Source organism: Priestia sp. D3YE.R1 (genome assembly GCF_049199565.1).
GTDB classification, from domain to species: Bacteria; Bacillota; Bacilli; order Bacillales; family Bacillaceae_H; genus Priestia; species Priestia aryabhattai.
Genome location: NZ_JBLTHW010000001.1, coordinates 1,500,061 through 1,518,009, shown reverse-complemented (window position 1 = coordinate 1,518,009; position 17,949 = coordinate 1,500,061). Strand labels below are relative to the sequence as shown.

Here is a 17,949-nt window from a genome sequence, read left to right as displayed (position 1 = left end):
GTTATTTCTCTTCTACTTTTAGGCGAATGTTTACAAAATTATAAGCAGGCCAAGGACCGCTGTAATGAAAATCGGCTTTATCTTTCCAGTTTTCATGCGCTTCATTCACTTTTTCATCAAACGTCGCTTCATCTTCTCGGTTAATTAAGAAAGATGCGTTTAAAAGCATTGTTTCGCCCGTTGGCTCATTTGCTTTTGCTGCTTCCGCTGCTTCTTCAAGCGGAGAGAACACATCTGTCTTGACTTCTTTTTGCAGGGAAGCAAACATTTTTTGAGCCATTCCTCCAAGCTGAATACGCTCATAATAACCGGCTGCTTCTGATTTTCCTTTTACGGATGCTGATACTTTTTCAAGCTCAGGATTTTCGTTTACTTTTTTCTCGAGCCATTCTTTTTTTCCAATTACTTTTAAACCGACTTCAATTTTTCCTTTGATGGCTGGAAACAGCTTTTCAAACTGCGGATAAAGGTTTTCTAAAAGAACTTTTACATCTTCTTTTGATTTGAATACATTTCCAAAACTGATCGGAATAACCGTATCATTTTTGTCCATGATCGCTGCTACCGCGTGTTGATGCATTAATAAATTTTGACGATTAGGATGATAAATTTTCATCGGTACTTCAGCTGCTACCATCGCCGCGTCTTTGTAGCGAATCAAAAACGTTTCAGCTTTTGTTCCTTCTACTTCTACCGATCCAAAATCTTCGTCTTTATCCGTTTGAATGGCGCTAAAAATATAAATGCCTGTTTCATTTGTTTCACTCATGTTTTCAAGCTCCTTTACTTTTCTTCAGTGTCTATATTCTTACACTCTTCTAAAATGATTTTTTCGGCTTTGCTTTTTGCATTTTTCTCGTCTAAACATTTGGTAAGCGGATGATGCAGAATATCCATACATAACGTTTGAAAATCTTCGTCATTTCCATCGATAGCAATGTCTTGCTGCGTGGCAAGAGTAGCGATCATGAGCGAAGCCCGCAGGCTAAGTCCGCTGCTGTTTTCGTCTCCAGAGCGGTTTCGAACGTTTGTTACGAGCGTTACAATGGCGCGCGCTTCGTCTTCTTCTACGTCCGTTTTCTCCGTTAAAATCGTTGTCTCTCTCTCGATATCTTTATAATCAATAAACATGGTAATTAGTCGATCAAGAAGCGCATCTTGCGTATCATATACGCCGGCATACTCAGCTGGGTTGCTTGTGAAGATGACGCGAAAATCGGGATGCACGCGTACAAAAGGATCAGTCATTTTTACTCCGTACAGCGGCAGCACGCCTTCTTCTAATATTGATAGAAAGATATTATTCGTTGCCGGCTTGGACCGAGTAAATTCATCATAAATCAGCGTATAGCCATTTTTTACAGCTTCAAGTAAACGGCCATCCTGCCAGTTTTCACTCACTTGTTCATCTTTTTTATAGACTGAACGAACGTACTGGTCGATCACTTTTTTACTCGTATAGCCCGTAAAATCGCCAATTAAATCTTTGTTGTTGAGCTCGTGATTCCCGTGCATCAGCATCACAGGACGCTTTCTCTTTTTAGCAAGCGCTCGCGCTAAGGAGGTTTTGCCTCCGCCGGCAGGACCTGTAAAATGAATGGAATAGCCGGATTTTAAATAGCTCAGCGCTCTTGAAAGAACCTCTTTTGTCTCGTCATCTTGTATAAAAGCTCCACTGCCTTTTTTCCTTTTGTCTGTTAAGACGGTCATTTTTACGTTCCTCCTGCCATCTTATCGTTTATGCTTCAATGCCAATGGCGCTTCTATATCTGACGTCGAGTCGCTTGAATGAAATGACTTCTTTTTCTTTATTTAAAAAGCACTCATATGTTCCGAGCATTTCATCTTTTGCGTACTTTTTCATATATTCTCGTTCTTCAATGACTTCAACAATAACTCTCCAGCCTTCATCTTCAGTAGTTTCCACCGAGGTAATTTTATGAGGAGGAGCTACGTTTTCAGCAAAAAAGTCGTTCACGGCTTGCATAATTTTTTTAATTTCCATCTTTAGTAGCCTCCAATAGTTAAATCTAAAAGCTGGAACCACCCTTAAAAAAGGAAGGTTCCGTATCATTTCATACTAAATACTAAATACTAAATACTAAAACGCGGCTGTCCTTCACTTGAATTTGAACGTTCAGGAAGACCGTTTTCTTCTACGTCGTCACGAAGAAGCCCTACTGCTTCTGCATAGCGTAACCATGTATCAACACTGGCAATAACCACTCGTGCTTCAATTGTTAAAATTTCAATCCCTACCACAGACACTCTTGCAAAAGCATCAATAACAATCCCTTTATCTAAAATACGGTCAATGACTTCTGCTAAACTTGAACTATTAGTACTTTTTTGAATAGACATATCTCATTTCTCCTTTCGCTTATGATCCCATTGTTTTTAAATCTGTAGATGATTTAATATCATTGGAACTTTTAATCTTAGTAGAGCTTTTAATATCCGTTGCTTTTTTAATCTGATTTGCGCCTTTTATTTTCCGCTTATTTTTTGACTTCTCTTTATCGTCTGAAGAAGAAACTTTTTCTTGAAAGTTTTCTCCAGCTTCTTTCACATCGCTAAGCTTATCTTTTACTGATAGTAAGACGTCTTGAAGCTTTTCTTTTGCGCCTTCCCCTTTGCCGTGTACCTTTTGGGCATTTTTTTCTTTTGTTTCCTGCAGTTTTTCCGACGCTTCATTTGCTTTTTCCTGCAGTTTCCCTTCAGTTTTTTCGACAAATTTTTCTTTCGCTTTTTCTTTAACCTTTTCTTCTACCTTTTCCTTAACAGGTTCAGGCGTATGATCGATGATCTTTTTTCCTGCTTTTAAGGCTGCTTTCTCCACATCTTTTTTATCCATGAAATTCCCCTTAAGGACGGATATCTTACTTCTTCGCGTCCATGAGTTTGTTTAGCATCTCTTCAATGCGCTGCAGCTGGTCGTTCATATTTTTATTTTCTTCTTTTAGCTCTTCGTACTGAGACGTTTCCATTTCTGCGCTTTGGCTGACTTCTTCCTGCGAATTTCCCTGTTCATTTGATGTTTCTTCTTTTTTCTTTTTAGGTGACAGCAGCTTGCTTAGATTGTCTTTTTCAAGATAGCCTGTAGCCGTCTGTCTTAATGCTCCCATCGCTTGCTGCGTTAGAATATCCTGTGCGTTTCTTCTTAACTCTTGTCCTGTCGCACGTACAATTTCTGATTGTCCTAAGCGGCTGAGTACTTTTTTACTCGTTTGAGGACTTGAAAGAAGGCCAATTCCCGCTCCTACTACGCCTCCTAAAATAGCAAGATTTAAAGAGTTTTGCGTTTTTTCTTCCTGCTGCTGATTTTCTTGTTTTTCATTTTGCACATTATTATCAGTTGTTGACATGTTTCATCCTCTTTTCTCTTATTATTATTTATTTAATGAATTTTCTTGCGATTAAAAGACTTAAAAGCTAAGCCCTGCACCTCGCTCTTCTGTTCGGCCAGGCAGCCCTTCTTCTTCTACTTTGTCGGTTAATAACCCGACCGCTTCTGCGTAGCGAAGCCACGTATCGACACTTGCAATAACGACTCGCGCTTCAATCGTTAAAATTTCAATTCCTACGAGTGATACTCGGGCAAAAGCATCGATGACAATTCCTTTGTCGAGAATTCGATCAATCACTTCTGCTAAACTAGAACTATCTGTACTTTTTTGAATACTCATTTTTAGCAGCTCCTTTCGAAATTTAGCTAAATGAATGATGCTACTAATCAACCTGCTTAACTTTTTAAGTAAACATACTTTTGAAATATACTTTTTAACCATCTTTCAAACATGAATAATTTGCTAAAAATTAATTCTTGAAAATAAATTAGAAAATTATTCTACTTCGTATAATAGTTTACAGTTAATTTATGGATGTATTTTGCGCATAAATCCCGTTGTTAAAGCTTTTATTGAATTTCAAATTCCAAAATAAAACAATAAATACATTATTGTTACAATAATATTACATTATAATTTAAGGCATATTATTACTCGATACACCATGATATATTTTGATATTTTTAACTATTATGGAATATTATTGTACGTCAATTTCACCTAAACAAAATCAGCGCATAAAAAAAGCTGCCGCACTGCGACAGCTTTCTCCTACATATCATACGTTCTATAAAATCATTCCGGTTAAAGGCGCTTTCGGGTTTCCATCATGATCCCAGTCTTCTTTGTCTACTAAAACAAGCAGGCTGCCTTCTTTAACAGAATCATTATAGTGCTCGGCCTGCTGTTTTGGAATTCCCATACCGACTAAAATACCTGACAGACCTCCTACACTCGCACCAGCTGCTGCACCTGTTAATGTAGCTACAATCGGACCAGCCGCTACAATTGGACCTATTCCCGGGATTGCAAGAGCGCCGGCACCTGCTAATATTCCGGTCAAGCTCCCTAGCGTACCTCCGGTAAGCGCTCCAGTTGCTGCGCCTTCTGCTTTTGTATGCGTTTCTTTCTGAACTTTTTTAGTCTTTTTATGTTTACCTATGATAGATATTTCTTCTGATGCGTATCCTTCTTTTTTTAAACTCTCTACAGCATGAATTGCTTCTTGTTCCGTTTCATATACTCCCACAACATTCTTAACTTTTGCTTCCATACTATCTCCTCCTCATTAATGTTGTGTGTACCCGAGAGCATTACTTTGAAACGTTTTACAGAGTAAGTATTCCTAAATAAATAACGCCAAATCACTTTTCATTTAGTGACGTTTTTATTTAAAAATGAATGAACTCGCTCTTTTTTTAACCATATCCCTCCACAAGCAATGAAGCATGCAACCGTACTAAAAGCCAACGCGTAGCTCCGGAACCCATCCACAAGGAGTCCAAACCAAATCGGTGCGAACACGATGGCAAATTGATTGAGCGTTAACGCAATGCTTACTGTTAAACCAATAAAACGATCATCGGCTTTTTCTGCTATTAACACGATAAACAAACTAAACCAGCCAATTGCAAAAAAGCCAAGGCTGAAACAAACTGCAGCTAGTAGCCAAAAAGGCAAAGTAAATCCAATATAAGAAATAGCTATGATTAGTCCTACAGTCACCCAAACCGTCGCTTGCAAAGGTGTTCTTCGATTTCCGTTATACACATGATCGCTTACCCAAGCTAAAGCAATTCTTCCAATCATTCCCCCTAACAGCGTGACGCTCAGCAACATGCCCGCTGAAGCAAAATCCATCTTTATGGCTTTCGTTAAATAGCTTATAAAGTGCGCCACAATGATCATTTGAAGGGAAATCATTGAAATACCTACAAAGAATAAGGAATAGAGCGTTTTATCTTGAGAAATACGCATGATTTTTTGACGAAGCGTAAATGTTTCTTTTTTTTCTGGCGATGATGGGTATTCTCGATAGAATACTAAAAAAAGAAGACCGCCCCCAATAGCTGCCGCAACCTGTACGAGAACAGCCCCATGCCACCCGTATTGATAAAATACCAGCGGTAATGCCGCGGAAGCAACAGCGCCTCCAATGGGAATTCCCGTTTGCCGAATTCCCATGGCAAGGCCTCTATGATGAGAAGGAAACCACTTCACCACGGCTTTGCTTCCTCCTGGCTGTGCTGTTCCATACCACACGCCCGCTGCAAGAAGTACGCCTGTTAGATACAAATAATGATCGGCTCTATAGGCAAAAAGCATGCTTATCCCCAGCAAAATAGATCCTCCTCCTACAAGCCATCTTTCTCCATAGCGATCCATCCAGTTTCCAAAGAACAGCATGGAAAAAATCGGACCAATTTGAACGGCTGATACGAGCAGTCCTGTTTGAAACTGCGATAAATCATATAGTCTTTGCCAAAGCGCTGCCAATGGTCCTACCCCATACGTGACAAACGTTGCACACGCCTGAGAAAGCGTGGCAATAAATAAAATCATCCACTTATAAGAAGCTTTTTGTCTGCTCATTTTCTCTCCTCCACCTTTACTTTCAGTGTAGAATAGCGGTGATATCATGTAAAATAAGCAATAAAGATAAAAGTCATCAATAAAAATGATAGCTGCAGGAGGAGATTTGATGGATATAAAAGATTTGCTTGTTTTTACAACGGTAGCAGAAGAAAAAAACATTTCAAAAGCTGCCAAAAGCTTAAGCTACGTGCAGTCGAATGTGACGATGCGAATTCAGCAATTAGAAGCGGAGCTGGGTATACAGCTCTTCCAACGAAGCGGTAAAGGGGTAACGTTAACTTCCAGCGGAGAGCTGTTGCATCGTTATGCTGAACAAATTCTTCGTTTAACCAATGAAGCCACGGCAGCTGTGCAAAGCAGCTCGCACACGCCGATAGGACCTTTAAAAATAGGTGCAACTGAATCCACCGCGGCTCTTCGGCTGCCGCCTTTGCTTTCTACTTATTGCACTGCCTATCCTGATGTAGACTTCATCTTAGAAACACATACAACCGATGTTCTTATTCAACTGGTTTTAGAACGAAAACTTGAAGGCGCATTTGTGGCAGACAGCTGTGAACATCCCGATCTAAACTCTTTATTTACTCGAGATGAAGAGCTTGTACTTGTGAGCCGGCATCCTCTTCCTTCTCTTTACAGCCTAAACGATATGAACCTATTAGCTTTCAGCAGCGGATGCACATATCGACATACGTTAGAAATGCTGCTGACAAAAGAAGGGGTGTTTCCAAAACGCATATTAGAATTTGGTACGATTGAAGCCATTATTGGGTGTGTAAAAGCAGGTATGGGCGTAGCTGTAATGATGAAATCCATTGTATCTAACTATAATTCATTAACGTTAACTCCGCTGCCAGAGCCGTATAGAAAGGTTCCTACTTTTTTTATTACGCGAAAAGATGCCTTTGTATCGGCGGCTTTACGTGAATTTTCTTCTCTTCTGACTGAACAGCTTTGCACAACAAAACCCTAAGAAAATAGGCGTTCTTAGGGTTTTGACTTAAGCAGCGGCGGGATTCTTCTTAACAAATTTCATAAACAATCCGCGAACTAAAGGTCCCATAATGAGGAGCTGAAGCGGATAGGCTACGATAAAGTTTTTCATAACAATCAACGCATAGCTTGAAAGAATCGGCTCTCCGTCTAAACCTTTCGCAAGTGACATCGTAATTAATCCGTATACAGACATAGAAAGCACCATTCCAATCACCATACATGATGATAAAATCAACACGACTTTTAACTGTTTAGACTTATCAAATGGCAGTGAAAATGCTACTTTTTTTGCTACGGGTCCTACTAAGAAAGTTTCGATAATCATGGCAACTACAAATGTGATAACCAAATTCAAAATACCTTCTGCAAGTGTGATATGCCCGATGACATCATTTATGAACATGTTATACATCGTCATCACAAGCACCATCCCTCCGCACATCATCATTCCAAAATACATACTTTCTTTTTTAGTTGTTGGCACATTCCTCATCCTTTTCATGTTTTTTACTTGGCTTAGTATAGCTTTTTATCTTCCTTCTTCGTAAGTGAACATTTTGTGAACATTCATCTAAAAAAATGCCCTGTGACCAAAAAACAGTCACAGGGCATTTTTTAGACTTGAGCGGCGCGTGCTCTTTTTTTGAGTAGGGCTGAGTATGGCAAATTACTCTAGTCTACATCGTTAATAAATGTTTGGAGATTTAACAAAAAACCCCCGCTTTATGAGCTAAAGCGGGGCTGGTTTTATAGAGATTCCGTGTGAGATGCAGGCGGAATTGGTGTTTGGGTTCGAAATACTTTTTCCCATTTCGAGACGACGATACAGGCAATGGCGTGGCCTGGAACGTTAACTCCTGTTCTGGCCATATCCATGATGCGGTCCACTCCTGCAATGATTGCGACTCCTTCAGCCGGCAGACCTACTGCGTTGGCTGTAGCTAAAAGCACAACAAGTGAACCTGACGGGACAGCCGCAATTCCTTTACTTGTCATCACGAGTATAAGCATCATAAATAATTGCTGAGTTAGGGGCATGTCAATATTAAAAGCCTGTGCTAAAAAGACGCATGAAACGGATAAATACAGCGTGGAGCCATCACAGTTTAACGAAAGGCCGGACGGAATAACAAACGACACCACTCGTTTAGGACATCCGTACTTTTCCATCCGCTCCATCAGCTGTGGCAGCACCGTTTCCGTACTTGTTGTTGAAAACGCAATAAGAAACAAATCCCAAATCATTTTGAATACTTCAAAGTAGTTGAATTTGAACAAAAACCCAACAAGCGGAAATAAAACAAATAAAATAATAAAAAGGCCTAAAAAGACGGTTCCAATTAGCTTCAGCATTGGAAGCAGAAGTACAATGCCGTATTGCCCCACAGATGCGGCCATCAGCGCTAATACACCAAGAGGCGCTGTAACCATAACAATTTGCGTTAATTTAAACATAATTTTAGCGGTGGATTCAAAAAATTTCATTGCAGGTTCAGATGCTTTGCCAACTCCTGAGGCAGCAACACCGAATAAAATAGCAAAGAAAATCACGGCCAGCAAATCATTTTTTGCCATCACATCTACGATATTCGTTGGAATGATGTTCAAAATCATTTGTTTAAAGTCCACGACTTTGTCGGTATACTGAGACAATTCACCGATATCTTTTTTAACAAGATGAGAAAGATCGAGGCCTATTCCGGGCTTTAGCAAATTCACTAGCAGCAGCCCAATTCCTAATACGATGGTAGTAATAATTTCAAACCAAATAATCGTCTTTAACCCTAAACTCCCCATTTGTTTCATACTTCCGCTTCCCGCAGCACCTATGACGATGGTTGAAAAGACAATCGGCACCACAATCATTTTAATGAGGCGGATAAACCCGTCTCCTACCGGTCTTAAAGCCATCCCGAAGTCCGGAAAAAAGTGCCCGATAACAGCTCCAATTACTAATGCAATTAAAATTTGAAACGCTAAAAACTTTTTCACATTTCTCCCTCCCCTTTGTCTTCATGAAACGGACATCTATTCCATTAATATCCAAATCATCAGACACTTTAAGTAAGTTCGGGACATTTAGCTAGATTCCTTCTAAAATAGACAAATTGGTCTATATATTTTATCTTGCCAGTTAAAATACATAGAAAAAAGTCAGGATGAAAGTCTTCTTCATCCTGACTTTTTTATCGTTATGCTTTTTTCACAAATTGAGATTTTAAGCTCATCGCTCCAAATCCATCAATTTTGCAGTCGATGTTATGATCGCCTTCTACTAAACGAATGCTTTTTACTTTCGTTCCGATCTTTACAACCGATGAGCTTCCTTTTACTTTTAAGTCTTTGATGACAGTAACTGAATCTCCGTCTTTTAAAGCATTACCGTTTGCATCTTTTACAGTAAGCTGTTCCTCCGTGCTTTCTGCTTTTTCATCTTGCCCCCATTCATGCGCACACTCTGGGCAGATGAACAGGTTTCCATCTTGATATGTATACTGTGATTGACAGCTTGGACAATTAGGTACATTCATTTTCTTTTCCTCCAGCAGCTCGTAAACGTTAGCAAGGTCACGAGATTACGTTTTTTTATCTGTTTTATACTGTCACATTTTTATAAATTTAACAAGCTTCTTTATTTCCTTGCTGCTGATGTTTTCTTTTCCAAATAAGTGAGCCGATAAACAGAACAAAACCCGCTCCAAAGACAAGAAGCTGATCTAAATAAAAATCACCTGTTTTTACATACCGTATAATAAATAATCCTCCAAACATCAGCATCAGCATACATGAAAACCGAATGAGGTATGAATTGATTTCCATTTTTCATTCCTCCTTTTTTTAAGACTTTGTATTACGAAAAAAACGCGAACCATATGCCGAATGTAACTCCATATAACGGTAAAATGACGGCCAGTTTTTGCTTCCACCCTTTAAAAAAAGAAGAATTACGAGGTGCAAACCAAAGCTCTAACGTACCGTATACCAAGAGTGCTCCTGCTGCCAGTATGGCAATCACTGTCTCTCCTAAGTCCATACATGTTCCTCACTTTCATTCTACGTACTTGAAACTAAACGCTGTGTCTATCATCAGTGTCATTATTATAAAAGAACTTCTAATCGTGATGCGCACGACTTTGAATACCTTTCAAACATACAATAATTACCATTATATCATAATAAAAGCACTTTTGAGACTTTTTATACATGTAAATTATTGTATAGTTAAAAGTGGACAAAGAGAAAAAGGGGGGGATTTTTTGAAGAAACCTCAGCTTGTTTTTGTTATTACCCTGCTTATTGAAGCTGGATTAACCTATGCGTGCTCATCATTTTTGTCTATTCGCTTTATTGAGCTTATGTTTTTTAGCGGACTTTTGTTTTCAGTTTTGACTTTTTGGTTTTCAAGCAGCGGAAGCAACAGCGCTCATTCTCACTATAAAACTCATTCCATGAGGTTAATGTCTGGAGCCAATATTGAACATAATCCGTTTCGTTTGCGCTGGACGGCTTATTTTCTTGCTTCTTTAAGCTTTACGGGAGTGGGCCTGATTTTTTTCATTCTGCTGCTGACGGACGTTATTCCTCCCGTGAGCTAAAAAACCTGCTCTTTACAGAGAGCAGGCACTTACGAAAACAGCTTTAGAAGCAGGCATTTTCTCTTTATTTTGTTAGCAACAGCTTGAGTCACATGATCTTTTAAAGGCCGAGTTAATACTCGTTTCAGCGGATGTTTTAGCATTCGTTTGCTAATGGGAACTTTAAAAATAATGCTGAGAACTACTGTTGCAAAAACCGATAGCAGTAAGACCGCAAAGGGCTTTTTTTGAAACCATCTCGAGAAGATAAGCATCATTACATAAATAAGCGCTGACCACCCCAAATGCCAGCCGTGCCTAAATGTAATCCCCTTACACCTGAGCCCAACCCATTCTACAAACGAAGCTGTACATACCCATTTTGTAATATATTTCACCTGCTTAGCGAGTGTAGACGGATAGGTAGCTAAGAACGACAAAATCATGAGAGGTGTAATAAATATAAGGTGTAAAATACGCAGTCCTTTTAATGGAAGATAAGAAGATTTAAAATCCCAAAGCAACTTATCGTTACACAAAAAGTAATAAAGAATATTAAAAAAGCTCACGTATAAAACCCCGGCATACAGCTCGCGTATTTTGTTCCAAGTTTTTTTGTGGATATTTTGAAAAATCAGCCATAGAAGGACAGAAATATGCACCTTTGTTCACCTCTCTAACGTCGTTTTTAGAACTAATGTTATTTTATTTTCGTTTCGTCCTGCTTCTTTTCAATTTTCCGAATCCATCCAATCAGCAGCCGGTTAAGATAGGATTTTAACGTTACGCTAATAAAGGTGTGGTACCACATCCAGCCTGTTTTCCATTCGATAAGCTTCGTTCGTTTTTCAGCCCATAATTCAATAAAAAACATGGGAATCGTAAAAAGTACAATTTTATATAAAATTTTTAACCCTTTATCGTGATACGTAGCCTGATTAATCATAACGGATATGCTAGGATACAGTAAAAAGTCGAACAATACATTAATTCTAAACTGTTTTTTCAGTAAGCGAGTTGGATATCGAAGAAGGCCGTGAGAGACAATAAATTTATCAATAATACCATTTGTTAATGCGTTAAATACATAAGCCAGCAGCCAGTCTTTAATCGGTGGTTTTCTAAATAAAAAAGGGAGCATTCCCAGCCCTATAATCAGCATTGCACGTAAAAAATCCACTTCAAATTTTTTATTTCTCATAACCTTTTCGCTCCTTTCACCAAGTGTTGGTAGTATACCTTCATGTCGATTGGCAGCTTAAGACGGTTGTTCTAATCACGTTCTCTTTACGTACGTACATGTGTTTTAGTTTTCAGTTCTTTGAAGGGATTTATACATATGGTTGAGACATGAAAAAAAGCCCGACTCTACTCAATACGGGCTTCTTCCTTGATCTATTTTGTTCTTACCATCCAGCTACAAATCCATCCGTTCGTGATTCACTTCCTCCGCATAGCACGCCGCTTTCAGGGTCTCTCCAAATAATCTGTCCGCGCCCAAATGCCATCGAATCCACGGCTACTTCAATTTTATGTCCTTTTCGTTCAAGCGCTTGTGCTACGTGTGAAGGAAAAGCCGGCTCCACAAGCACCGTTTTATCTTTTTTCCACTGCCATCTTGGCGCGTCTAAAGCGGCTTGAGGATGAAGGTGAAAGTCAATCGTATTCATAACAACTTGCATATGCCCCTGCGGCTGCATAAACCCTCCCATCACGCCAAAAAGTCCTACTGGTGCATTATTTTTAGTGAGAAAGCCTGGAATAATGGTATGAAACATTTTTTTATTAGGAGCAAGGCAGTTATCATGATTAGGATCCATTGAAAAATTATGTCCGCGGTTTTGTAAGGCAATTCCCGTTTCTGGCACAACGATTCCAGAACCGAAACCCATATAATTACTTTGAATAAATGAAACCATGTTGCCTTCTTCATCAGCGGTGGCTAAATACACCGTTCCGCTTCCAACAGGTTCTCCTGCTTCAGGCTGCAGGGCATGCTCTTCTATAAGGCTGCGGCGATAGCTTGCATATGTATCAGACAGCAGTTCGCTGACAGGTACGGTCATTTGCGCTTCTTCCGTAATGTATTTTTCTCCGTCCGCAAACGCAAGCTTTATCGCTTCGATTTGTTTATGATACGTATCCACCGCATCTTTTTCTTGAAGCTCAAAGCCTTTTACGATATGTAATGCCAATAACGCAATAGGCCCTTGACCGTTCGGAGGAATTTCCCACACATCATATCCACGGTAGTGAGCGGAAATAGGATTCACCCACTCAGGCTTATAAGCAGCTAAATCTTCCTTGGATAAAAAGCCGCTATATTTTTTGCTGAATGCATCCATACGTTCTGCAAGCTCACCTTTATAAAATGCTTCTGCATTTGTTTCACCAATGAGCTCAAGCGTACGAGCGTGATCAGTAGATGACCACATCTCTCCTGCTTTTGGTGCTCGTCCATTTGGCGCAAACGTTTGAAACCATGACTCAAATTCTTCGTTTGTATGTACTCGTTTAAACGTATCTTACGCTTGCTTCCATTGTTTAGCGAGAGTGGGAGCTAGTGGAAATCCTTCCTTGGCATATTGAATGGCAGGCTGCAGCACTTGAGAAAGAGGCAGTTTGCCAAATCGCTTCGATAAAGCAGCCCAAGCAGCCGGAGCACCAGGAACCGTAACCGGAATCATTCCGTACTTAGGAATATCCCTGTATCCTTTTTCCTTCAGTGCGTCAATGGAAATAGACTGCGGGGAAGGCCCGCTAGCATTCAGTCCGTAAAGCTGATCATTAGTCCAAATAAGCGCAAAAGCGTCTCCTCCGATTCCATTTGATGCGGGCTCTAATATGGTAAGACTCGCCGCTGCTGCGATTGCTGCATCAATGACATTGCCGCCTTTTTTTAAGATATCAAGACCTGCCTGCGCTGCGAGCGGCTGAGATGTAGCTACCATTTCTTTTTTAGCATAGACCGGCACTCGGGATGATCGATACGGATGATACTGCGGATCATAGTTCATAAAAAGCTCCTCCTCTTTTACACCTCTGAATTTATTTCTAATTTTCTAAATAATTAAACTTCTTTATTTTACCATATTTACGGCGCATCGCCTTTCTTTTTATCTCAGAATGACATGACTCTTTTTACCTAAAATTGGTATACTGGTAGAGTAAAAGAATTGCCAAGGAGGATGATGTATGAAAAAAGTAAAAGCTGCCCTTCCACTCGCTGTTTCTTTAGCACTCGGGTTTCAAGTACTCCCTATATCCACTTCAACCGTTCAAGCTGAAGCAGCGGCGAATGCTGCTCATCACTCAGCAAAAGTCGAAGTCAAACGAGCAAATGCATTTTTAACGAATGTAGCGAACGGAAAAACAAAAGAAGCTACGCGCTACTTTAACCGCAGCCTGCAGGCAAAAATGAGTGAAGACAACTTAAAAACATGGTGGTCATCTCTAACAGCTCAGCTGGGTGCTGTAAAAAAGATTGGTACAGCTGTACAAGGTGACGTCAATACCGTTCATCGAAACATAGACATTCCCATTGAATTTGAACACGTATCAGCTACTTTAACCGTTCGCTTTAGCCAAAATCGTCAAATTGATGATTGGCGAATCGTACCGGAGGAGCGCCAGTTTTCATTTTTCACACCGCCTTATGACACCCCTAAGAACTACAGTGAAAAACAGCTTTCAATCGGCAAAGCACCTTACGAACTTCCAGCAACGCTCACTCTTCCAACACGTTCAAAACATCAAAATGTACCCGTTGTCATTTTAGTTCACGGATCAGGTCCTTCTGATCAAGATGAAACCTTTATGAGCTTAAAGCCGTTTCGAGATCTGGCTTCAGGACTGGCTTCTCAAGGAATCGCCGTTTTACGCTATAATAAGCGTACATACGAACATACAGCTAAAATGTCCGGTGAAAATAAAATAAACGTTGACGATGAAACAACGGATGATGCCGTACTCGCAGTGGAAGCAATGGCAAAACAAAAAGGCATCGACAACCGCAATATTTTTTTACTGGGACACAGTCAAGGCGGCATGATGATGCCTAGGATTTTAAATCAAACGCCGGATAAAAGCGTTCGCGGCTCTGTTTTACTTGCTGCACCGAGCCGCACACTTCCAGAGTTAATGCTCGAACAATTTGCCTATCTTGTCTCGCTGAATCAGCTTCCGAAAGAGCAGCTTGCTTTTTTCCAGCAGCAGTTTGCCATATTGCAAGACCCAAGCTTTTCGCCAGCTCAGCCGCCAAAAGAATTTCTGCTTGGCACGCCTTATTTTTGGTATGACTTAGCTCACTGGCACCCTGCAGAAGTTGCAAAATCTCAGCATACGCCGCTGCTTTTTTTACAAGGAGCGCGTGATTATCAAGTAACGACCGAGGATTTTGAAGGCTGGAAGCAAAGCTTGTCTCAGCGTTCCAACACTTCTTTTAAGCTTTATCCAAAGCTCAACCACTTTTTTACAGAAGGAAGCGGTGAAAAAAGCACGCCCGATGAATATGCTGTTTCAGCCAACATTCCTTCTTATGTCATTGATGATATTGTGAAATGGGTTCGTGAAACGAAAAAATAAGAGAACAGGGCGCTGTTTTTCCAGCGCCTTGTTCTCTTATCCATTAAACCTCCCCATTACAACCGTACTATAGCACTTACCGTCTGACAGCACCTTGTCATTTTTTAATACTCCTTCTACTTCAAATCCGAACTTTTCATATAAATCAATGGCTTTTTTATTGGTCTCTAGCACGTTCAGCGTCATTTTCTTCATGCCGGCGTCATCTGCCCACAGTATGGATTGCTGTAAAAGACCTTTGCCAATTCCGTATCCCCAACATGCTTTTGCGACGCATACGCCAAACTCTACTTTATGGGCAAATCGTTTCAACTCGTTGCCTTGGCACCTTGAAAATCCGACAATTTTATTATGTACAACCGCTACTACAAATAAGTTTCGTTTACTTTCCGCGTCACGTTGAATAAGTTTTTCAAAATCCGATTTGTCCATATACCCTTCTCCTGGTTCCCGATCTAAATTTTCCGTTTCTCCGTCTAGCTGAACTCTTAGGTGAGACAGTTCTTCTGCGTCCCTAATGTAAGCTGGGCGAATGATGTACTGAAGTCCTTTCACATGGTAAATCTGCTGGTTGATGACCATCGTATCCCCCCCAAAAACGTCTTTCTTTCAATAAATCTATCAATTGAATTTAATTTCCTTTAATATAAATATTATACATAAAGAAATGGAAGAGAGTTGAACAAGTTGCTTTGGTTACTGCTTTTGATCCTATACGGCATTTACAAGTTCTATAAATCAAAAAGGCCGCTAACAAAATTTGACCATTTTTACGAAAAAGCATTTGAGCTAGAAGAAAAAAAGCGATATGACGATGCGCTTGAAATACGCAACCAAGGGATTGAACTCCATACCCTTACCGATTTAGAACGAGCTGATTTACATTTAGCAAACGGGCGTATGCTTTTAAAACTAAAGCAATATAAAGACTCAACGAAACACTACGACGCCTCATTTAAACTAGCAAAATATGAAAAATTTCCTTACTCAGAAGGATTTGACGAAGTCATTGAAGCCTACTTGTATGCAGGGCGTAAAGAAGATGCGTTAATCATCACTAATGACATGTTAAAACGACAAAGCTACGATCAAAAATTCAAAAAGCTAGAGCCTTTAAAAGAAAAACTTCTTTCACATGAAGACTCATGGTAAAATTAAACAAATGGAAACGCATTATTAAGAGCAATTGAGGTGAACATAGTGGTCATAACGGTTATTGTAGGAGTGCTGGGTCTAATTGGTTTGATTGCAGCAGGATTTGCGACGAATTATAAAGATACGAAGTAAGAATACATAAAAAAGAACAAGAACCAAATAGGTTCTTGTTCTTTTTTTAACGAGCCAACAGCTTTTCAGTAACGCGCAAAAACATCTTTACTCCAACTTCAAGCGAGGCTTCATCTACGGTAAATTTCGGGTGATGATGAGGGTATACAGCGCCTTGTTCTTCATTTCGCGCTCCAATGTTAAAAAAAGCTCCTTCCGTTTCCTGCAGGTAAGCTGAAAAATCTTCTCCCCCCATTTTAGGAGACAGCGTTTTAACACGTTCTTTTCCAAATTCTTCGATAGCCGTTTCTTCAATTAAACGCGTAATTTCTTCAGAGTTAATGACGGGATGGTAGCCTTTTTCATATGTGAAGGTATACTCTGCACCGTAGGCTTCTGTTAGTCCTTTTACAATCCGGTCGATTTGTGCCGGAACTCTTTCTCGTAGAGCGGCGTCAAAGCTTCGAACGGTACCGTTGAGCTCCACTTTATCAGGAAGTACGTTGTGCGTAGTTCCTCCGTGAAATTGTGTAACCGATACGACTAATTTATCGATTGGGTTCGTCGTTCTTGAAACAATGGTTTGCAGGTTCGTAACAATTTGCGCTCCTACAACAATAGCATCCACTGCTTCATGAGGCGCTGCGGCGTGTCCTCCTTTTCCTTTAATCGATATATTAAACGTGTCAGGCGAAGCCATCATAGGACCTGCAAGCACGCCGATTTCTCCGGCCGGAAGACCAGAATTCAAATGCGTACCAATTACATAATCCACACCTTCCATTACCCCTTCTTTGACAAGTTCCTGCGCTCCCCCGGGCAGCAGCTCTTCTGCGTGTTGAAAAATCAAGCGAATTTCTCCTTCAAATTCATTTCCTAATTGAGAAAGTACAGAAGCTGCTCCTAGCAAAATAGCCGTGTGACCGTCGTGTCCGCATGCATGCATCACGCCTTTATGAACCGAAGCAAATGCAAACGTGTTTTCTTCTTCAATCGGCAGCGCGTCCATATCCGCTCGAATCGCGACCACTTTTCCCTTCTCTTTTCCTACTAATCTAGCCACTACACTTGTTGCTGTAGGACGCGTAATGCTAAAGCTTCCAAACGAACGAAGCGTATCTTCAACAAACTGAGCCGTTCGATGCTCTTGAAACGATAATTCAGGATAGCGATGAAAGTGTCTTCTCCACTCAATTACCTGCTTTTTTAAGCTTTCTGTTACGCTGTATTCACCGATTGATTTGACTGCCATAAACAAACTCCCCCTTTGTTTGACTATATCGATTGGATGGAACGGAAAGATTTAAATTTCCGCGCAGCATATCGCTTTCATATGAAGTGTCGTAAAGCCCACGCTCCTGTAAGATAGGCACCACTTTTTCCACAAATTGATGAAACGTCTCGCTCATAAACGGACGAAGCACAAATCCATCCGCTACGTGCTCAGGTGTTCCTGAAAACGGCGAACGAGGCAAAATTGTTTCAAGCGCGACTTCTCTTAACGTTAATTTCCTAGCAGCCGCCGCTTGTTTAATTTTATTTGTAGTACTTTGAAAGGCATTGGCTCCGATATCCCCTAACTCTGG

General features: G+C 40.3%; 23 protein-coding genes and 1 pseudogene. 4 read left to right on the top strand and 20 right to left on the bottom strand.

Annotated features, from left to right (window positions below; genetic code table 11):
* Position 1 precedes the first annotated feature (1 nt).
* From ACOZIR_RS08040 to ACOZIR_RS08000, 9 genes are all read right to left on the bottom strand, one after another.
* Positions 2 to 769: a GvpL/GvpF family gas vesicle protein gene (locus tag ACOZIR_RS08040; protein ID WP_328120940.1), complete on the bottom strand. Its 768-nt coding sequence runs from the start codon at positions 767 to 769 to the stop codon at positions 2 to 4.
* A gap of 14 nt (positions 770 to 783) precedes the next feature.
* A complete protein-coding gene (gene gvpN, locus ACOZIR_RS08035) occupies positions 784 to 1,710 on the bottom strand; it encodes a gas vesicle protein GvpN (RefSeq protein WP_328120938.1) in 927 nt (308 codons plus the stop codon).
* A 28-nt stretch (positions 1,711 to 1,738) separates the two neighbouring features.
* Complete coding sequence (gene gvpO / locus ACOZIR_RS08030; RefSeq protein WP_045294307.1) at positions 1,739 to 2,005, bottom strand: gas vesicle protein GvpO; 267 nt, start codon at positions 2,003 to 2,005, stop codon at positions 1,739 to 1,741.
* A gap of 89 nt (positions 2,006 to 2,094) precedes the next feature.
* Positions 2,095 to 2,361 (bottom strand): gas vesicle structural protein GvpA, encoded by a 267-nt coding sequence (gene gvpJ / locus ACOZIR_RS08025; protein WP_013057997.1) that lies wholly within the window; start codon positions 2,359 to 2,361, stop codon positions 2,095 to 2,097.
* Positions 2,362 to 2,380: 19 nt separating this feature from the next.
* A complete protein-coding gene (gene gvpQ, locus ACOZIR_RS08020) occupies positions 2,381 to 2,854 on the bottom strand; it encodes a gas vesicle protein GvpQ (RefSeq protein WP_328120935.1) in 474 nt (157 codons plus the stop codon).
* A gap of 25 nt (positions 2,855 to 2,879) precedes the next feature.
* Positions 2,880 to 3,365, bottom strand: a complete 486-nt coding sequence (gene gvpT / locus ACOZIR_RS08015; protein WP_328120932.1) for a GvpT/GvpP family gas vesicle accessory protein — start codon at positions 3,363 to 3,365, stop codon at positions 2,880 to 2,882.
* A 60-nt stretch (positions 3,366 to 3,425) separates the two neighbouring features.
* Positions 3,426 to 3,686 (bottom strand): gas vesicle structural protein GvpA, encoded by a 261-nt coding sequence (gene gvpA, locus ACOZIR_RS08010; protein WP_013058000.1) that lies wholly within the window; start codon positions 3,684 to 3,686, stop codon positions 3,426 to 3,428.
* 448 nt (positions 3,687 to 4,134) lie between these two features.
* On the bottom strand, positions 4,135 to 4,620 hold the full coding sequence (locus ACOZIR_RS08005) for a general stress protein (RefSeq protein ID WP_328120929.1): 486 nt from the start codon (positions 4,618 to 4,620) through the stop codon (positions 4,135 to 4,137).
* A gap of 98 nt (positions 4,621 to 4,718) precedes the next feature.
* The gene (locus ACOZIR_RS08000; RefSeq protein ID WP_328120928.1) at positions 4,719 to 5,939 is read right to left on the bottom strand and encodes an MFS transporter; all 1,221 of its coding nucleotides are present in this window, start codon (positions 5,937 to 5,939) and stop codon (positions 4,719 to 4,721) included.
* Positions 5,940 to 6,048: 109 nt separating this feature from the next.
* Between ACOZIR_RS08000 and ACOZIR_RS07995 the strand changes: the two genes are divergently transcribed.
* The gene (locus ACOZIR_RS07995) at positions 6,049 to 6,915 is read left to right on the top strand and encodes a LysR family transcriptional regulator (protein ID WP_328120926.1); all 867 of its coding nucleotides are present in this window, start codon (positions 6,049 to 6,051) and stop codon (positions 6,913 to 6,915) included.
* 27 nt (positions 6,916 to 6,942) lie between these two features.
* Here ACOZIR_RS07995 and ACOZIR_RS07990 read toward each other — a convergent pair whose 3' ends face one another.
* From ACOZIR_RS07990 to ACOZIR_RS07970, 5 genes are all read right to left on the bottom strand, one after another.
* A complete protein-coding gene (locus tag ACOZIR_RS07990; RefSeq protein WP_045294312.1) occupies positions 6,943 to 7,422 on the bottom strand; it encodes a hypothetical protein in 480 nt (159 codons plus the stop codon).
* A 263-nt stretch (positions 7,423 to 7,685) separates the two neighbouring features.
* Entirely contained in the window at positions 7,686 to 8,930 is a 1,245-nt protein-coding gene (gene gltP / locus ACOZIR_RS07985) for a glutamate-aspartate/proton symporter GltP (protein WP_114896031.1), read from the bottom strand.
* A 200-nt stretch (positions 8,931 to 9,130) separates the two neighbouring features.
* Positions 9,131 to 9,469, bottom strand: a complete 339-nt coding sequence (locus tag ACOZIR_RS07980) for a zinc ribbon domain-containing protein YjdM (protein ID WP_045290646.1) — start codon at positions 9,467 to 9,469, stop codon at positions 9,131 to 9,133.
* Positions 9,470 to 9,557: 88 nt separating this feature from the next.
* A complete protein-coding gene (locus ACOZIR_RS07975; protein ID WP_221784064.1) occupies positions 9,558 to 9,758 on the bottom strand; it encodes a hypothetical protein in 201 nt (66 codons plus the stop codon).
* A 31-nt stretch (positions 9,759 to 9,789) separates the two neighbouring features.
* Complete coding sequence (locus ACOZIR_RS07970) at positions 9,790 to 9,972, bottom strand: hypothetical protein (RefSeq protein WP_328120921.1); 183 nt, start codon at positions 9,970 to 9,972, stop codon at positions 9,790 to 9,792.
* 223 nt (positions 9,973 to 10,195) lie between these two features.
* Here ACOZIR_RS07970 and ACOZIR_RS07965 point away from each other — a divergent pair, with 223 nt between their 5' ends.
* Entirely contained in the window at positions 10,196 to 10,534 is a 339-nt protein-coding gene (locus ACOZIR_RS07965) for a hypothetical protein (RefSeq protein WP_328120919.1), read from the top strand.
* Between the two features lie 29 nt (positions 10,535 to 10,563).
* Here ACOZIR_RS07965 and ACOZIR_RS07960 read toward each other — a convergent pair whose 3' ends face one another.
* The 3 genes and pseudogenes from ACOZIR_RS07960 to ggt form a co-directional block, all read right to left on the bottom strand.
* Positions 10,564 to 11,175, bottom strand: coding sequence for a CBO0543 family protein (locus tag ACOZIR_RS07960; RefSeq protein ID WP_045290650.1), 612 nt, complete (start codon positions 11,173 to 11,175; stop codon positions 10,564 to 10,566).
* A gap of 38 nt (positions 11,176 to 11,213) precedes the next feature.
* Complete coding sequence (locus ACOZIR_RS07955; RefSeq protein ID WP_328120917.1) at positions 11,214 to 11,714, bottom strand: CBO0543 family protein; 501 nt, start codon at positions 11,712 to 11,714, stop codon at positions 11,214 to 11,216.
* Positions 11,715 to 11,919: 205 nt separating this feature from the next.
* A pseudogene (ggt, locus tag ACOZIR_RS07950) lies at positions 11,920 to 13,530 on the bottom strand (gamma-glutamyltransferase).
* Positions 13,531 to 13,708: 178 nt separating this feature from the next.
* Between ggt and ACOZIR_RS07945 the strand changes: the two are divergent.
* Positions 13,709 to 15,097 (top strand): alpha/beta fold hydrolase, encoded by a 1,389-nt coding sequence (locus ACOZIR_RS07945; protein ID WP_045290654.1) that lies wholly within the window; start codon positions 13,709 to 13,711, stop codon positions 15,095 to 15,097.
* Positions 15,098 to 15,133: 36 nt separating this feature from the next.
* Here ACOZIR_RS07945 and ACOZIR_RS07940 read toward each other — a convergent pair whose 3' ends face one another.
* Positions 15,134 to 15,679 carry a GNAT family N-acetyltransferase gene (locus ACOZIR_RS07940; RefSeq protein WP_421535547.1) on the bottom strand — a complete coding sequence of 182 codons (546 nt, stop codon included), beginning with the start codon at positions 15,677 to 15,679 and terminating at the stop codon, positions 15,134 to 15,136.
* A 96-nt stretch (positions 15,680 to 15,775) separates the two neighbouring features.
* Between ACOZIR_RS07940 and ACOZIR_RS07935 the strand changes: the two genes are divergently transcribed.
* Positions 15,776 to 16,249: a hypothetical protein gene (locus tag ACOZIR_RS07935; RefSeq protein ID WP_237758398.1), complete on the top strand. Its 474-nt coding sequence runs from the start codon at positions 15,776 to 15,778 to the stop codon at positions 16,247 to 16,249.
* Positions 16,250 to 16,430: 181 nt separating this feature from the next.
* Here the strand turns inward: ACOZIR_RS07935 and ACOZIR_RS07930 are convergent, their stop codons facing one another.
* A complete protein-coding gene (locus ACOZIR_RS07930) occupies positions 16,431 to 17,615 on the bottom strand; it encodes an amidohydrolase (protein WP_421535546.1) in 1,185 nt (394 codons plus the stop codon).
* Positions 17,593 to 17,838, bottom strand: a complete 246-nt coding sequence (locus ACOZIR_RS07925) for a hypothetical protein (RefSeq protein WP_237758399.1) — start codon at positions 17,836 to 17,838, stop codon at positions 17,593 to 17,595. The genes ACOZIR_RS07930 and ACOZIR_RS07925 overlap by 23 nt, the downstream gene beginning before the upstream one ends.
* Positions 17,839 to 17,949: the final 111 nt, after the last annotated feature.

What these genes read in the sequence shown, in the direction of transcription:
- gvpJ (WP_013057997.1), bottom strand. Translation starts at nt 2,361, where the DNA reads ATGTCTATTCAAAAAAGTACTAATAGTTCAAGTTTAGCAGAAGTCATT.
- gvpQ (WP_328120935.1), bottom strand. Translation starts at nt 2,854, where the DNA reads ATGGATAAAAAAGATGTGGAGAAAGCAGCCTTAAAAGCAGGAAAAAAG.
- ACOZIR_RS07940 (WP_421535547.1), bottom strand. Translation starts at nt 15,679, where the DNA reads ATGGTCATCAACCAGCAGATTTACCATGTGAAAGGACTTCAGTACATC.
- gvpA (WP_013058000.1), bottom strand. Translation starts at nt 3,686, where the DNA reads ATGAGTATTCAAAAAAGTACAGATAGTTCTAGTTTAGCAGAAGTGATT.
- ACOZIR_RS07995 (WP_328120926.1), top strand. Translation starts at nt 6,049, where the DNA reads ATGGATATAAAAGATTTGCTTGTTTTTACAACGGTAGCAGAAGAAAAA.
- gvpO (WP_045294307.1), bottom strand. Translation starts at nt 2,005, where the DNA reads ATGGAAATTAAAAAAATTATGCAAGCCGTGAACGACTTTTTTGCTGAA.
- ACOZIR_RS08040 (WP_328120940.1), bottom strand. Translation starts at nt 769, where the DNA reads ATGAGTGAAACAAATGAAACAGGCATTTATATTTTTAGCGCCATTCAA.
- gvpN (WP_328120938.1), bottom strand. Translation starts at nt 1,710, where the DNA reads ATGACCGTCTTAACAGACAAAAGGAAAAAAGGCAGTGGAGCTTTTATA.
- ACOZIR_RS07955 (WP_328120917.1), bottom strand. Translation starts at nt 11,714, where the DNA reads ATGAGAAATAAAAAATTTGAAGTGGATTTTTTACGTGCAATGCTGATT.
- ACOZIR_RS08005 (WP_328120929.1), bottom strand. Translation starts at nt 4,620, where the DNA reads ATGGAAGCAAAAGTTAAGAATGTTGTGGGAGTATATGAAACGGAACAA.
- ACOZIR_RS07975 (WP_221784064.1), bottom strand. Translation starts at nt 9,758, where the DNA reads ATGGAAATCAATTCATACCTCATTCGGTTTTCATGTATGCTGATGCTG.
- ACOZIR_RS07980 (WP_045290646.1), bottom strand. Translation starts at nt 9,469, where the DNA reads ATGAATGTACCTAATTGTCCAAGCTGTCAATCACAGTATACATATCAA.
- ACOZIR_RS07930 (WP_421535546.1), bottom strand. Translation starts at nt 17,615, where the DNA reads ATGGCAGTCAAATCAATCGGTGAATACAGCGTAACAGAAAGCTTAAAA.
- ACOZIR_RS07970 (WP_328120921.1), bottom strand. Translation starts at nt 9,972, where the DNA reads ATGGACTTAGGAGAGACAGTGATTGCCATACTGGCAGCAGGAGCACTC.
- ACOZIR_RS07945 (WP_045290654.1), top strand. Translation starts at nt 13,709, where the DNA reads ATGAAAAAAGTAAAAGCTGCCCTTCCACTCGCTGTTTCTTTAGCACTC.
- ACOZIR_RS08000 (WP_328120928.1), bottom strand. Translation starts at nt 5,939, where the DNA reads ATGAGCAGACAAAAAGCTTCTTATAAGTGGATGATTTTATTTATTGCC.
- gvpT (WP_328120932.1), bottom strand. Translation starts at nt 3,365, where the DNA reads ATGTCAACAACTGATAATAATGTGCAAAATGAAAAACAAGAAAATCAG.